Annotated in this window: 11 protein-coding genes and 6 tRNA genes; 5 read left to right on the forward strand and 12 right to left on the reverse strand. The window is 39.0% G+C overall.

The genetic code is table 11. The features are described from left to right. Position 1: 1 nt before the first annotated feature. Together I6F42_RS12205 and I6F42_RS12210 are read right to left on the reverse strand one after the other, a co-directional pair. Positions 2-74, reverse strand: a tRNA-Glu gene (locus I6F42_RS12205). A gap of 37 nt (positions 75-111) precedes the next feature. Continuing rightward, positions 112-187: transfer RNA gene (locus I6F42_RS12210), tRNA-Ala, on the reverse strand. Positions 188-1,355: 1,168 nt separating this feature from the next. On the opposite strand from I6F42_RS12210, the gene I6F42_RS12215 reads away from it, so the two are divergent. The 5 genes from I6F42_RS12215 to I6F42_RS12235 all read left to right on the forward strand — a co-directional run bounded on the left by I6F42_RS12215 (position 1,356) and on the right by I6F42_RS12235 (position 3,957). After that, positions 1,356-1,431 (forward strand) — tRNA-Val (locus I6F42_RS12215). Between the two features lie 49 nt (positions 1,432-1,480). Further along, positions 1,481-1,556: transfer RNA gene (locus I6F42_RS12220), tRNA-Val, on the forward strand. A gap of 32 nt (positions 1,557-1,588) precedes the next feature. Next, positions 1,589-1,664, forward strand: a tRNA-Val gene (locus tag I6F42_RS12225). 62 nt (positions 1,665-1,726) lie between these two features. Continuing rightward, a tRNA-Val gene (locus I6F42_RS12230) sits at positions 1,727-1,802 on the forward strand. A gap of 508 nt (positions 1,803-2,310) precedes the next feature. After that, positions 2,311-3,957 carry a tetratricopeptide repeat-containing response regulator gene (locus tag I6F42_RS12235; RefSeq protein WP_024591593.1) on the forward strand — a complete coding sequence of 549 codons (1,647 nt, stop codon included), beginning with the start codon at positions 2,311-2,313 and terminating at the stop codon, positions 3,955-3,957. 4 nt (positions 3,958-3,961) lie between these two features. On the opposite strand, the gene msrB is transcribed toward I6F42_RS12235, so the two are convergent. From msrB to I6F42_RS12285, 10 genes are all read right to left on the reverse strand, one after another. Next, positions 3,962-4,402 (reverse strand): peptide-methionine (R)-S-oxide reductase MsrB, encoded by a 441-nt coding sequence (msrB, locus tag I6F42_RS12240; protein WP_010555368.1) that lies wholly within the window; start codon positions 4,400-4,402, stop codon positions 3,962-3,964. Between the two features lie 147 nt (positions 4,403-4,549). Then, a complete protein-coding gene (locus tag I6F42_RS12245) occupies positions 4,550-4,990 on the reverse strand; it encodes a hypothetical protein (RefSeq protein WP_197152312.1) in 441 nt (146 codons plus the stop codon). Between the two features lie 2 nt (positions 4,991-4,992). Continuing rightward, entirely contained in the window at positions 4,993-5,511 is a 519-nt protein-coding gene (locus I6F42_RS12250) for a DUF2919 domain-containing protein (RefSeq protein ID WP_007584017.1), read from the reverse strand. A 10-nt stretch (positions 5,512-5,521) separates the two neighbouring features. Next, on the reverse strand, positions 5,522-7,540 hold the full coding sequence (gene ligA, locus I6F42_RS12255; protein ID WP_165734827.1) for an NAD-dependent DNA ligase LigA: 2,019 nt from the start codon (positions 7,538-7,540) through the stop codon (positions 5,522-5,524). An 80-nt stretch (positions 7,541-7,620) separates the two neighbouring features. Further along, positions 7,621-8,388: a cell division protein ZipA gene (gene zipA, locus I6F42_RS12260; protein ID WP_197152314.1), complete on the reverse strand. Its 768-nt coding sequence runs from the start codon at positions 8,386-8,388 to the stop codon at positions 7,621-7,623. Positions 8,389-8,462: 74 nt separating this feature from the next. After that, on the reverse strand, positions 8,463-11,864 hold the full coding sequence (locus I6F42_RS12265; RefSeq protein WP_197152317.1) for a chromosome segregation SMC family protein: 3,402 nt from the start codon (positions 11,862-11,864) through the stop codon (positions 8,463-8,465). 68 nt (positions 11,865-11,932) lie between these two features. Continuing rightward, on the reverse strand, positions 11,933-12,664 hold the full coding sequence (locus I6F42_RS12270; protein ID WP_197152319.1) for an RNA methyltransferase: 732 nt from the start codon (positions 12,662-12,664) through the stop codon (positions 11,933-11,935). Positions 12,665-12,740: 76 nt separating this feature from the next. Then, complete coding sequence (locus I6F42_RS12275; protein WP_197152321.1) at positions 12,741-14,777, reverse strand: FUSC family protein; 2,037 nt, start codon at positions 14,775-14,777, stop codon at positions 12,741-12,743. Between the two features lie 10 nt (positions 14,778-14,787). Further along, positions 14,788-15,648: an HlyD family secretion protein gene (locus I6F42_RS12280; protein WP_197152323.1), complete on the reverse strand. Its 861-nt coding sequence runs from the start codon at positions 15,646-15,648 to the stop codon at positions 14,788-14,790. A 5-nt stretch (positions 15,649-15,653) separates the two neighbouring features. After that, entirely contained in the window at positions 15,654-15,857 is a 204-nt protein-coding gene (locus tag I6F42_RS12285) for a DUF1656 domain-containing protein (protein WP_008171772.1), read from the reverse strand. Positions 15,858-16,154: the final 297 nt, after the last annotated feature.

Raw genomic sequence — 16,154 nt, forward strand, 5'->3', positions numbered from 1 at the left:
GCGTCCCCAAGGGGATTCGAACCCCTGTTACCGCCGTGAAAGGGCGGTGTCCTAGGCCTCTAGACGATGGGGACACAGAAAACTGCTACCCTAGGACAAAACACTAATTTTTGGTGGAGCCATGCGGGATCGAACCGCAGACCTCTTCACTGCCAGCGAAGCGCTCTCCCAGCTGAGCTATGGCCCCAACTTAATCAATACCCGTCGTGATAAACACATCGTGTATCGCTTAGTGCGGGGCGCATTCTATGCACCACCCAAAATAAAGTCAACAGTTTTTTACCTAGCTTTATTTAAATGGTTTAATTTTCAACAAACTGGCTATCAAGCGTGCTAAAAAATACAATTTGAATAAGATTCTAGCCCTACTGCTTATAATAACATCACTATATCGCAGCGAATACTTAACAACACCCTACTCCCCTATTTAATGCAACAAAATTGCATCAAAGCAAAGGTATACATTTATATGCAAATTGAACTTATCTAAAAACTACCAATTAAGGCCCCGCCAATCGCCTTAATCTTTTAAAAGTTACAATTGCTTATAATAACCAAAACTTAAATGTGGATTTGAGAGTACCCGCAGCCTTTACTTGCTTATTAACCAGCGTCACTCGTACTAAAAACTCGATTATTGTTTGAAGAACATTTTTTAAAGAGCATTGTAGCTTCGTAATTCTATCTACAAAACTTTAGGGCGTGCTGATCTTTGGTGGGTGAATTTTCAGCAGTATGTTTGGTTTTTAGGCAAGGCAGAGCCTATGTAGTGTGGTTATTCCCCATGAATAGGCGATTACGCCGCATAAATACCAAACATGCGCTGCCCTTTGGGTTCAATCCACAAAGGTCAACACGCCCTAGTTATATGTGATCTATTTAGTCTTAACCCGAAGGCTATTAGTGAAGTATGAGTATTTACGATTTGGCTAGGTTGGCTTATAAAAATAAAGTAAGTACAAAAATAGAGTTTAGAATGCTGAAAATAGCATTTGTTTTGGGGAGTTTAGATTAAATTCATTTTTAAAGGACCGCTCTATTCACTAAATAACTCGCCCTAATATTAATCCATCTTGCTCATAATCATAAAAACGACTCCAGTAAAAAAAACAATAAGTATCGTGAAGCTAAATTTAAGATTAATAAAATACAATTCCCTACTCACTTTTAGGAGCTTATTAGGTGCTTAATTGAACTGCAATATCAAATTTGATGATAAAATAGACTTCAACCATATCCTATTGTTTATAAAACCTTCATTCAGCACATTTTTATCATTCAAGTGTTGACACATTTCCAACTCTATCTATAATAGCGCCCCACAACAACGCAGCAATGCAATGTTGTTTAGATGTGGGTGATTAGCTCAGTTGGGAGAGCATCGCCCTTACAAGGCGAGGGTCACTGGTTCAAGTCCAGTATCACCCACCACATATAAAGCCTATTATTATGTTAATAGTCGCGTTTTAAAATTTAATATGGGTCGTTAGCTCAGTTGGGAGAGCATCGCCCTTACAAGGCGAGGGTCACTGGTTCAAGTCCAGTACGACCCACCATTCCTAGAATGGTGCATATTAAAATGTAATTTGGGTGATTAGCTCAGTTGGGAGAGCATCGCCCTTACAAGGCGAGGGTCACTGGTTCAAGTCCAGTATCACCCACCAAATTACATCAAGCGGTTAATTTGATAATAAAGAATTAAATAACAGGCATACCTATTATATGTGGGTGATTAGCTCAGTTGGGAGAGCATCGCCCTTACAAGGCGAGGGTCACTGGTTCAAGTCCAGTATCACCCACCACATATAAATACCATCAGACAACCTCTCTAGTAATAACTCTTTCTTCTTATATTAAATACATTTAAGAACTTTATAAAAACTCAATATATAAATCGTATGTAATTAACTTAGCCGTAAGAAAAAGAGCATCGCCACCCTTTACAAATAATGGCGAGGGTCACTGGTATCAAGCCAAGTAATCACCCACCACATATAAATACCATCAGACAACTTATCTAGTAATAACTCTTTTCCCATATTAAATACGTTTAACTCCTCTTATTACCTTAAATACATTTCATATTTTTATTAAAATCTAAATTTCCATATCAAAGCACTCATCAAATATAGCGTTATCAATTTTACTTATTTAGTTTTTAATTATGTTATTCGGCTCAGTACCTTCGTAGTTAGATAAACGTATTAGGCAAAGTTAAGTACCTAATAAATACAGCTATCATTTAAATTCCCTTGTAAGGAGTTAAACTGTTGATTATAGTCTGTGTTAAATACAATTACGCTTAAGCCAATGCCAACTAAGATCTATTCAAAAGCCAAAATACTTATAGTAGAAGAGCAACCACTTGCTCAAAGCTATATGAAACAATCGTTAGAAAGGCTTGGCTTTCGGCAGTTGCGCTTTGCTGATCATGCAAATTCTGCAAAAGAGCAGTGTTTAAGTGAAGAATTTGATCTAATCGTTTGCTCATTCAACTTAAATAAACACCAAGATGGCTACCAGCTTTATGAAGAGCTACGTGTAAAGCAACTCATAAAAAGCTCGACTGGCTTTATTTTTATCTCAGCAGAAACAAGTGGCTCACTCGTTCATAGTGTTCTTGAGCTGCAACCTGATGACTTTTTAGTTAAACCTTTTACAGTACAAGAGCTTAAAATACGCATTGAACGAATCCTAAAGCGTAAACACGACTTACAAACAGTGTATTCATTAATTGATGATGGTAACGATTCAAAAGCTATTAAGTTTATTGATACCGCTCTGGATAAAAAAAATAATAATTACAGCCCTATCCTACTTCGCTTAAAAGGTGATGCCTTACTTCGCTTAAAGCGCGCTCAAGATGCGAAAGACTTTTTTAAGTCTGTTCTCGACATTCAAAAATTTGCTTGGGCAAAAGTAGGCTTAGTAGAAGCACTTATAGCGAATAACGAACATATTTTGGCGCAGCGAATGCTCAAAACAATGTTAGAGCGCCAAGAAACTCGTTTAGTAGCCCTTGATTTGTTGGGCAGATTAGAAATAAAGCTAAATCAATTTGAGCTAGCACAAAGCTTTTTAAGCCAAGCTGCAGAAATTGCACCGCGAAATATCACACGCCAAAAATCGCTAAGTAATGTATCGCTAATTAATCACGACTACGAAAAAAGCTATTTAACTCAAAAAGATATAGCCACCTTTGCAAAACACTCAATACACGACCACCCCGATGTATATTTGAATGCAGCACGTGCAGGTATCGACTTTGCGCTAACGACTGATCAAACCGATCAAATTCAACGAATTTCTAGGCAAACCAATCAGTACATTAATGATTTAAAAAAACAGTTTCCTAATAATACAAATCAAGCTCAAATTGATGTACTTAATGCACGACTCCATTACTTAAAAGACGAGCATCAAAAAGCGAAAAAGCTAATTGAACAACTTGATGATGACGATACTCATATCCGATCGGTTGATGGCGCACTTGATAAAGCAAAAGCATTTCATGAACTGGGGTTTCATCAAAAGGCGCAAACCTTATTCACACAAATAATTAGCCACTGTGAAAGACATCCCGCAGTTAGCGACACAACTTACTTACGTTATATTCAGCAGCAACAAAGTGAGCGACGCGATATTAAAATGGGTCCAAAAGAGCTTAACAACCATGCCGTTAGTCAATTTAATAAAGGCCAATTAAATACTGCGTTGGAAGCTTTTACACAAGCGTTTAGAGTCATGCCTCGTAATCAAAGTATCGCACTTAATTTATTACAGTGCCTATTTGATTCAACTAAGCAATCTGGCAGCTCATTTAATATGGATCTTGCTAGAAGGTGCTACGCCCTTCTTGATAAAACTAAATTACAAGCAGATCAGACGCAGCGTTTAGATAAGATTTTGCACATAGCAAAAGAAATGAATTTAGATATTCAAAGCGCTAGTAAATAAAATATTAGAGCTTTTTCATTGATGCGGCATTAACGCAATAACGTAAACCCGTTGGTAATGGACCATCTGGAAAAATATGGCCTAAGTGCGAATCGCACACGTTACAAACCACCTCTATGCGCTCCATACCATGACTTGTATCGCTTACATAGCCAATCGCTTCAATTGTCGCAGGTTGCGTAAATGACGGCCAACCAGTACCACTATCAAACTTCTCATCAGCATCAAACAATAGATTATCACAGCAAATACACACATACTTGCCAGGTTCGAGTAATGTACAACTACCCGAGCTACCTGGGCGCTCTGTTCCCTTTTTACGTGTTACGTAATATTCATCTTCTGATAGTTGCATCCGCCACTGCTCGTCAGTTTTGACTACTTTTTCACTTGGGGTAGGGTTGCCATTGGTGGCAAAGTTAATAACATCATTCCACTTCAACATAATAGCCTCATTGAATAGTTGATTAGCTATACTTTATAAAGTCATAAAAAGTACGGCTAATTATTACGTTATTTAATACACTAAAGATCAGCTAAGGAGTGTTGACCGTTTAAGACTAAAACTCGTTCAATCTTAAAGGTAATTTTCTTAGCTAAAGGTAATATTTTGTTTTTCTGAGTCGGTAAGTATTCGTTTAATAAAACTATCTAGCTCTGCTTTTTTTACAGGTAAACTAACACTCATTTGGCGCTCGTTATTAATGTAAATTATTAGCTCATCATCCTTTGTCGTTATACGTTCAATACTCTCAATAACTAACCAATCTGGACCGTGCTTTTTATCAAAAAATCCCATCAAACTAAAAAGTAATAAGTGTTGGGCGTCTCGCTGAATAAAATCCTCTAACCTGTTTCTTGATTTAAATAAAGGCGTTAACCTATAAACGCTTGAGCAAAAAACAAATACCCATAACCCAAATAACGCTTTAAACCACATAAACTCTAAAAGCTCAGTGCTAATCATTAAAATAATAAGCACAAAGCCTATTATCGATATAGCTATCGCTATTTTTTTATTTACGGCGTCCACAACTAATCCCTTTTAAGTCGCTTTTTTTCTTCTGATGCCTTTTCTGTCGGCTCAGGCCAATCATTAAAGAAAACAGTTAAATAGCGGCTTTTCACCAAATACCATAATACCCATAAAACAATCATCATTTGTACTGCTAAAAATGATGAAAATCGATAATGGCTATGCGCTGCTTGAACACTTAACCATGTTAAATCAACAACTGCACATAAAATAAGAGGCCAGCGCATATGTCGCCATATTCTTGCTAACCTGTTGCTTGCACTGTGTGAATCTCGTGGTCTGCGTAAACAAAATAAAATAGTCGGTATTATTGCAATACTTCCAATCGTTATTGCGATAAAAAAATCATTTTTATTTTTAAAAAATAACGACATTAAATCTAGTTCAGGCCTGCGGCTTAAAGCCGCAATAACCCAAATAAAATAACTGCGTAATAGCACAAGCACACTTAAATGAAATGCAATAGGCGTACGGTAACTTCCGTACTTATCCCAGTATTCTGGCCCATATCGGCTCATTGTCATTTTCCTAACCGTTATGCTTTATAAGCAACTCAATTAATTCATCTTCAGTTAGTATGTCTATGCCTAGGTCTTGTGCTTTTGTTAGTTTTGAACCTGCTTTTTCACCCGCCACTAACGCATCTGTTTTAGCCGATACGCTACCAGACACCTTGGCACCAAGTTGTTGTAATCGTGCTTTTGCATCATTGCGATTAAGTGTATTAAGCGTACCTGTAAGTACATATGTAAGCCCAGCGAGCGGCTGTTCTTCCTCAGAAGGTGCGCTCAACGCTGGCCAGTTTACACCTTGATCTATCAGCGCATTAACAACTGCTAAATTATGCTCTTCATCAAAAAAGCCACGAACATGAGCAGCGACTATTTCGCCTACATCACTTACTTGCGTTAAACTATCAATGCTGGCATTTATTACATTTTCAAGGGTTAGAAAGTGATTAGCTAAATTTTGTGCTGTCGCCTCCCCGGCTTCTCGAATACCTAATGAATATAAAAACTTAGCAAGCGTAGTGCCTTTAGCCTCTTCAAGTGCTGTTACTAAGTTTTTAGCTGACTTAGGTCCCATACGTTCAAGTGACTCAAAATGCCCCTGTTTTAAAATAAACAAATCAGCAGGCGTTTTTATAAGTTCTCTATCGACTAACTGATCAACAATCTTATCGCCAAGACCATCTATATCCAGCGCTTTGCGCGAAGCAAAGTGCTTAATAGCTTGCTTACGCTGTGCAGGACATACAAGTCCACCCGTACAACGGGCTACAGCTTCGCCTTCAACCTTTTCAACATGAGAATCACAGATTGGGCAAGTCGTCGGGAATTCAATATCTCTGGCATCATCAGGTCTGCGTTCAAGTACAACTTGAGTTATTTGTGGGATTACGTCTCCAGCACGGCGAATAATAACTGTATCGCCTACTTTTACGCCTAAACGTGCAACTTCATCACTGTTATGAAGCGTTGCATTTGATACGGTAACGCCACCCACAAAAACAGGCTTCAAACGTGCAACAGGTGTAATGGCGCCAGTACGACCGACTTGAAAATCAACATCAAGTAGTTGGGTTATTTCCTCTTGCGCCGGAAACTTATACGCAATAGCCCAACGAGGAGCACGTGCCACAAAGCCTAAACGCTCTTGTAAGGTCTTTTTATTTATTTTTATTACTACGCCATCAATTTCATATTTAAGCTCACCACGGCGCGTTAAAATATCGCTGTAGTACTCGAGCGCGGCTTTTGGACCTTCAACTAATTTTGTTTCTGGGCACAAAGGTAGCCCCCAATCAGTCAGCTTTTCTAATTGCTGATAGTGATCCTCAGGAATGCTGCCATCAGCAACAAGCCCGGTGCTGTACGCATAAAACATGAGTGGGCGTTTAGCGGTAATTTTAGAGTCGAGTTGACGCAAACTCCCCGCGGCTGCATTACGCGGGTTAACAAATACTTTTTCACCGCGTTTTTGCGCTTCAGTATTCAATTTATCAAAGCCAGCGCTGTCCATAAATACTTCGCCGCGAACTTCAAGCTCTTTTGGGTAATCACCACGCAGCTTAAGTGGTACATTACGAATGGTTTTAACATTTTGAGTAATGTTTTCACCGGTAAAACCATCACCTCGAGTAGCCGCTTGTACAAGCACGCCATCGCGATAAATAATTGATACAGCTAAACCATCAAGTTTTGGCTCACAACAAAAAGTAAGCTCATCAGTACTCATTAAACGCTCTTTTATGCGGCGATTAAACGCAGTGAATTCTTCTTCACTAAACGCGTTATCAAGCGAGAGCATGGGTACTTGGTGCGCTACTTGTTCAAATTTACTAAGTGCTGCACCGCCTACTTTTTGTGTAGGTGAGTCGGCGGTTAAAAATTCAGGATGCTCGGTTTCAAGTGCGCTTAGTTCGCGTAATAACCTATCGTATTCAGAATCAGGAATACTGGGGGTGTCGAGCACATAATAATTATAGTTGTGTTGCTCTAATGTAGTACGAAGATGATTAACTTGCTCACTAATGCTGCTAGACATTTAAACCTCAATAAACATAAAAAAAGCCACTTTGACGATTCACCGTCCAGTGGCTTATAAAAATATAATGTATGCGTTATTTACGCTGAAAAAGAACGAACCTGCTCAACATATTGTCTTACGCGATCTACTGTCATTTCATTTCGCTCAGCATCTAAAATTTGCGCACCAAATTCATCCGCTAACTTTTTAGCTGCGCTGTGCAACATATTAAATGCAGCTAGACCATCGCCGTCGCACGGTAACGTCATAAATAAGCTTACCCCTGCGGTACTAAACTGTTCCATATTATCAATATCAAACGTACCTGGGTTGTACATATTTACTAATCTAAATAAAACAGGGCCTTGACCAGCCGGATCTAAATGGCGATTAAAAAAGCCTTCCTCAGAATATTTAAAACCTAAAGTGTTAACTGCTGGCAATAATTTACTGCCCTGCATGCTAAGCTCTTCTGGCATTTGAATATGTACGATAACAAAGTCAGACATTTGAGCAGGTGCTTCTTCAGCGCTTTGCTCTTTTGCTTCTAGGTCATCAACTATTTCTAGGTCATCTTCAATCGGCACTTCTGGCACGCTTGTATCTATTTGCGGCTCATTTGCATCAAAGTTAAGCTCGCCAAACTGTGGCTCATCACGTTCGTCTTGCATTGGCTCTTTTGGTTCAGCCTCAGCTCGAAACGGTTTAGATGAAGCTGATGCGCTTTCTTGTAATGGCTCAACCCGCTCGTTATCAGATACTTCTGGGCGGTCTTTTTTTCTCACAGACCACAATCCATGTATTAATAAACCACCAATGACAACTACACTGATAATGATTAAAACCCATCTTAATTGTTCGGCCATCCCCTCACCTTTTATTATTTGATATGCCTAAAACCTGTATATTAATTAAAAACTAATACACTTGTTATAAAAATTTATGCATGTGCAAGTTGCACAGCTTGCTCTATATCTACAGCAACCATACGCGATACGCCAGGTTCTGCCATAGTAACACCTGTTAATCTACCAGCCATTTCCATCGCAATCTTATTATGACTAATATAAATAAACTGCACTGATTGTGACATTTCTTCAACCAAACGGCAAAAACGCACAACGTTAGCATCATCTAATGGTGCATCTACTTCGTCCAGCATACAGAAAGGAGCTGGATTGAGCCTGAATATAGAAAACACTAATGATAATGCGGTCAGCGCTTTTTCTCCACCACTTAACAAATGAATTGTTGAATTTTTCTTACCCGGTGGTCGTGCCATTATACTAACACCACTTTCGAGTAAATCGTCACTGGTTAATTCTAAATACGCACTACCACCACCAAAAACTTTAGGAAATAGCTCTGCAAAGTCTTCGTTAACTTGATCGAACGTCGCTTTAAAGCGTGTTTTGGTCTCACTATCAATTTTACGAATTGCACCTTCAAGGGTACTTAACGCTTTTGTTAAATCATCTAATTGACTATCAAGATAATCACTACGAGCTTTAGCTAAATCAAACTCTTCTATTGCCGCTAAGTTTACTGCACCTAATTTATCTAACTGATTAGTAAACCCGGTTAACTGATTTTGCGCTGCACTTAAATTCAATGAATCAGGTAATTCATCAAGTATTGCTTTTAAGCTTTGCTTTAGCTCTTCTAATGGTTCGAGCGCAACTTGCGCTTTTATTAGTAAGCTTTGCTCTTCAATTGTTAGCTTTTGATGCTGCTCTTGCAAGCCCACCAGCTCACCTTGTGAGTTTTTAAGACTTGCTTGCTTGGTGTTTAAACTTTCTTTAGCGTGAGATAATTCTTTTTGTAGCACTACCAGTGCCTGCTCGCCTTTTTGATGCTGCGATAAAAACTGCGTTATTTTATCGCTAAGCTCTTGCTCTGGTATAAGCAGCTCTTCTATTTCATTGAGTAGTTCTTGCGCACCTTCAAATGCACTAATATGCTCCTGCTCTGCATGGCTCAATTTGGTTTGGCTTAACTGCCATTCACTGCGTGCCTTTTGCTCTGAGAGCGTTGCCTTATGCGCTTGCGTTTTATATTGCTCAAGCATGCTTAATGCTTCGCTATAACTTTTATCACTTTGTGAGCGCAGGCTATTTGCAGCGTCTACCTCATCCGCTAAGTTAAGTTGCTGCTCATTTAACACTTCCAATTGCTCTGTTTGCTCATCAAGCACGTTATTTAATTGCAAAAGCGCAGTGGTTAATTGCTGTTTTTGTTGCTGTAGCTTTTCTAGTTGAAGCTTAAAGTGCGCTACTTGCTGTTTGAGCATATCGCTGCGTGTACCGGCTACTGCTATATTTTGCGCAAGCTCATGTATGGCTTCTTTTAGCTCGCTTTGCTCATTAATTAACTTTATTTGATCAGCTGTATGTTCATCACGAGTGTGTGTTACTTGTTTTAGCTCATCCTCGGCATTGCTTAACTGCTGAGCTTTATCCTGCAATTGCTTATGTTTTAAAAGTAATGAGTTTTCGGCATTTCGATCGGCACTTACATGCCAGTTACGACCATATAAAGCGCCGTTTTTATCCATAACGGCTGTATAATAGGCATCGTTTAAGAGCGTTAGATCACCGCTCTCACTATAAGCAATACGCGTTAAATGATCTGGGTACACGCCACTTGCTATGAATGCCGCTAAGCTATTTTCAGCAATGTGCTTACCACTAATTGGCCACACACTATTATCAGCTTGCTGCTCACTTACATTTAAGTGCTCTAGCGATTTAAGTGCTTGCTCTATTAAGGGCTCAAAGCCTTCTTTAACACTTAGCTGATTAAACAAACCATTAGTACTTTCACTTTCTTCATCAAGCCCTAATGTACTTTTAAGCCCCGTTATACTGGCTTTTAACTCATTTATTGTTTGAGTAAGCGTCGAATATTGCTTTTGTGAGTTATTAACACGCTCATTTTGCACTTCAAGCTGAGCACTGCACTGCGTGTGCGCTGTTTGTTTAGCGGCAAGTTCTTGGGTTAATGTTTGTGTTTGCTGTGTTTGCTGCGTTAATTGTTGTTCTACATCGCTACTTTGTAAGTCAGTAAGCTGCGCATTTAACTGATCAATTTGCTCGTTAACGTGGCTTATTTGCTGCTGAGTTTGTTTAATGTGACTGCTATGCAGTTGCGCACTATTATTAAGTTGTTGCTGTTGCTCACACAAAGTTTGCCAGTGTGTATTGTGGCGCTGCTTCAGTGCTAATAATTCCTCAAGCTCATGCGTTAACTTCCTAACTTGCTCTTCGCACATTAACGCGTTTTCACTTGCCTCTTGCAGGGCTTCATTTAGTTGCTCGCACACAATTTGCTGCTGCGTTTTAACTTCAGTGCTATGGGTTTGGCGTTGCTGTAATTTAATTAAATTTTGTTTAAGCGTTTGAGTTTGTTGCTTTACATTTATTTGCTGTTGCTCAGCGCGGGTAAGCTCGGTGTGTATTACATGTTGCTGATGCTGTGCATCGCTTAGTTTATCTTGCTGAGCTTGTACTTGCCCTTCTAAGCTTGCAAGTACATCGTCATGCCCTGAGTTAGCGGTTTTAAAAAAAGAAATTTGATCATTCAGTTTTTTAATTAGAGTACTTTTTTCAAGTTGCTGCTGATGTAACTTTTGCCATTTTAAAACCGCAATTTGCCCTTTTAGCGTTCGCTCTTGCGCTTTTAACTCTCGGTATTTTTTTGCATCAAGCGACTGCACAGCCAATTTATCTAACTGGCTTTGCAGCTCTTTACGCACATCTAACAAACGTTCAAGGTTTTCGCGGGTGCTTTTAATGCGTGTTTGTGTTTCGCGGCGGCGCTCTTTATATTTAGAAACACCAGCGGCTTCTTCTAAAAATACACGTAATTCTTGTGGTTTACTTTCTATTAAGCGCGAGATCATCCCTTGCTCAATAATCGCGTAACTACGCGGACCAAGACCTGTACCTAAAAATATATCGGTAATATCACGCTTACGGCATTTACTGCCATTTAAAAAGTACAGCGATAGCCCGTCGCGCGTTACTAAGCGTTTAATTGCAATTTGGTTTCGATCAGCAAATGTATTAGAAGGACTACCTTTATCGTTATCAAAAACAAGCTCTACAGAAGCTTGTGATATGGCTTTACGATTAGTTGAGCCATTAAAAATAACGTCGGTCATGGCATCGCCACGCAGGTTTTTAGCAGAGCTTTCACCTAGCACCCATCGTACTGCATCAATAACGTTAGATTTGCCACAGCCATTAGGGCCTACAACACACGTCATTTGATCAGGAAATGGAATTTTAGTGGGCTCTACAAACGATTTAAAGCCCGCTAATTTAATAGTGCTTAAGCGCATCTTATTGTTATTACCAATTTATTATTGTTATTTGTCATAAACAATTTAACCCATAATTTACTAATAGATTAAGCTTGTCGTTTAAAGTTATCTAAAATAATACCGGTCGCCATTGCAACATTAAGTGACTCTGCTCCACCAAAAGCGGGAATGGTGATTTTATTGGTCACTAACTTTGCACATGTCTCGCGTATACCATGCGACTCACTGCCCATTAGTAAAACGCCTGAGCCCGTAAATTGGGTTTTATGTACACTTTGTCCATCTAAAAAAGCACCGTAAACAGGTAAATTTAAAGACTGTAAGTAATCAGGTAAATCTACTTGGCTTACCGATACCCTTACAAATGAGCCCATTGTGGCGCTAATTGTTTTAGGGTTGTAAGCGTCTGCGCTGTCGGTGCTAGTTACTATATGTTTAATACCGTACCAATCGGCTACTCTAATTATAGTGCCTAAATTACCAGGGTCTGATACGCCATCAAGCGCGAGTATTAAGCCATTTTCTTGTGGTAAAGCCGCCTTTGGCATATCAACAATAGCAATGGCTGCATTATTGCTAACTAGTGTACTCGCTTTAGTGAGGGTCTCTTCATCCGCTTCAATAAAATTAGCGTGCTGATACTCACTTTGGTATGCATTTATAAATTCGTTTGTAGCAAAAATATTAACCACATTTAATGGGCTGTTTAATAACTCAAGTACGTTTTTTTCACCTTGTACAAGGTATTGATTATATTGCTTTCGGTACTTTTTTTGGCCAAGTTGGCGAATAAGTTTGAGTTGGTTTTTTGAAATCATAACAGCCCCATAAAATTGTCCATTAAGTATAACAGATTTCGTTATAACATCTGAACTCGAAAAGCAGCGAATAGGGTTAATTTATCTTACTCGCACTTCTTTCAAAGGTCAGATTAATGCGAATAAACATCCCTTTTATTGCCTCTAATTGGTTTGAATCACCAACAGATGCGGCTAATTCGTTATAAAGATTATCAGACGCTTGCTTAAAGTTTTCATCAAACTTACCTTTGGTAGCCAGCATAAATGCATCAGCCAACGTGCGTTGCCACTCATTTAAGTATTTTAGCTTTGTGTCACCAGCAAGGTTTTCGCAAATTGAGTTTAATCGCACTGAAGCATGCCCTAAGTTTAGACCGGTAAGAGCCATATCGGTAATAGCGCGTGAGTGTGAACCCTGATCGTAATTAGTTAAACGGATTAACCTATCTGCCATGCGGCGGTTGTACCAAATACTCGGAGTTTGATGGGTATTTATTTCGAGTAAATCTTTATAGGTAGCCTTAAAAACACGATGAACAAGTAACTGAACACTTGGTCCTGTAAATAACTGAAAAATCCAAAATAAAATACTCACGCCAGCAAAAATAGCGATTGCAGAACTAAGTGTATAATCAATTGAAAACGCTAGGCTCATATCTGTGCTGGGTCTAACCAAAATAGTAAATGGAATACAAAACCCTAAGCCGTATGGCAGCGTTTGTTGATCAGCGAGTAACAGCAAACCCAAAAAGTACGGACCAGCTAATACAAGCAATAATATTTCTAATTGCCCCCCACTTTGCGACAGTAAATTTAACGCATAAAAAATAGTTACAAAAGTAGCAACAATTATACCTGCCAATAAACGTTTAATTACAACCTGCAAAATAGCCAAGGGTATTCGCGCCAGCATTATCGAAAATATGACCGGTAAAATCATAATTAATAATGCAGCTGAAGAACCTGTATTAATCCAAATAAATGCGCCGATAGAAAACACCAAAGCAGTTCTAAATCCAACAATAATGCCAGCTAATGGGTCGCGATATGTAAGCATACTGGGTGCATTTAATAATGTTTTATCGCGTTGTTCTAAAGCTCTGTATGCCCGTAGTAAAATTGTTAAGTCGGCTGCCACTTCTAAGCTTACATTGAGCATGTGAGATTCAAATGGCGAATCACACACCGTATTTGCTCTATAGTCGGTTAGCTCTTTACGCAGTGTTTTAACTTGTTCGGCGCAGTAATCAAAATCGTCAGATTCTTTAATTTGCGCGAATACGTGTTTAAGTTTACTTATTAATTTGTCTAATGTGGGAGTAATAAGGTCTGAGTGGTTTCGTTGCAGGCGACCAATTATTTGAATTGAAGCCAGTAAAGAAAGTACTTTTTGCGACAATTGATTTGCAGCACGTGAGCGCCCTGGACCTTTTGGCCCTTCGTACCTTACTGCGCTGGAGTCTTCGTTTATTGATCCTAATGTTGCCATAATGCCATCTATTTGCTGATGGCGATTTTCGTGCGAGCCTTTAGAATCAAGCTCAGTTACTAAATAATCTAACGTTTGGTTTATAACCGACCGCGCTTGTACTTGCAGTAAGTGTTTAACTTTTACAGGCCAAAACAAATGGCTCACAAGGCCTGCACATATTGAGCCTATTACTATTTCACTCACGCGCGCTTGTGCAATATCAAATATGCTTTGGCTGCTCACCATTGCCGGAGTAACCATGACTAAAAGTACAATAATAGCGGCTGTTACACCTGCCATAGCAAACGCATAAACAAAGTTTGCTTGGCGTACCATTGCCGATAACGCAGAGTTTACTCCCAACCATAATGCAAGTGCACCGAGCGCTAAATAAGGGTAGAGAATTAACTGAGTTAAAAGCAATATGCCAAATAAACCACCCACTATGGTGCCTATTATTTGGCAAATTGCTTTTTCAATAACCAATCCGCTTTGCGGGCGTAATTGCAAAAATATAGCCGAGACTAGCGCCCAATAAGGTCTTTCAAGATTAAGCCACATAGCGATAGTAAGCGCCATTACCATGGCTATAACGCCCTTAATCGCAAAAATGATTGACTGTTTTTTAGGAAAAAACAAATTTTGTAATACAACGCCCACTATATTCCCCTTAACGTGTAGCGAGATGTATTGTGGCGGTCATTCCTGCGCTTAACTGTGTATCTTCGGGCAATGAATCTAACTTAATATCAACAGGAATACGTTGCGATAAACGTACCCAATTAAATGTTTGTTGCACTTGCGGTAAAAGCTGCCCGTTACTTTGTGTATTCGTATTTGCAATTGCTTTACCTACACTCACTACATGCCCCGTTAATTGCTTACCACCGCTTAGAAGCGCTATTTTAGCTTTTTGATCAGGATAAATAAGCGGTATTTTACTCTCTTCAAAGTAACCCGTTACGTAAAATGAATCTGACTGCACGATAGCAAACACAGGTGTGCCTTGAGCTACATAGTTACCTTGGCGTAAATTCAGATTAATTATTTGTCCCGATGCAGGCGCAACAATTTTAGTTCTATCAACATTTAATTGCGCAATTGTTTGCTCTGTTTTAGCTAGGTTATAATTTGCCTCAGCAATTTTAGTATTGATACGTGTTGATTCTAGTGTTTCTTCACTTATTGCTTGTTGGGTACTTAGCTCAACACGCCTTTCGTATTTATGTTTAGCAAGTTCCCATGTATATAGCGCATTTTCTGTATTGGCTTTACTTTTATCAAGCGCTGCTTGGTAACGCTTTTGATCAACATTAAAAAGAACTTCGCCTTTTTGTACGTTTTGACCATCTTTAATATTTAAAGTTGTCACCCAACCCGACACGTCTGGAGCAACTGTAACTATGTCTGCTCGAATGCGACCGTCGCGCGTCCAAGGAGTATGCATGTAGTCAGTCCATACCCAACGCCCAGCAAAAACCGCAGCTATAACAACCAAGATAGTAAAAGTAATACGCAGATATTTAATCATTCAATTTATCTTCCACTTAGTAAATAGACGGCCAGTGCCAAGTAACAAACAAATAGTGACACTTCAAACCAAGCCACTTTCCAAATACGGTCATGCCAATCTAGTCGATGCAAAGCAAAACGAGTCAGCGCTGTTAAAATAAACGCAATTGGGAAGTAAACAATCAGCGGGCTAAACTCTAATCCCCCTAACACGACTGCTTGAAACATAATAAATATCCTAATGTTATTTAAAGCGGTGATAAAAGCTGTAAAACCTAAATAAATTTACATCCCCACTACTCTTACAATCTATTATTTTGGCATATAAATCAATTAGCTTAATTGTACGTAGGTGTGCTTAATACATAATTAATGCCATTACATTTAAGCAGCATTAACTATGTATAGTAGCTAAATCGCATATTAAAAAGCTAAAGTTCCCAGTGACCAGCCAAATAAATAAAACCAGCGAGGTTTATTTATAAAAAAGTATTAGAGTATTTAACTCAATACTTAAAACGCCTA

Source organism: Pseudoalteromonas sp. SWYJZ12, from assembly GCF_015864395.1.
GTDB lineage: Bacteria > Pseudomonadota > Gammaproteobacteria > Enterobacterales > Alteromonadaceae > Pseudoalteromonas > Pseudoalteromonas arctica.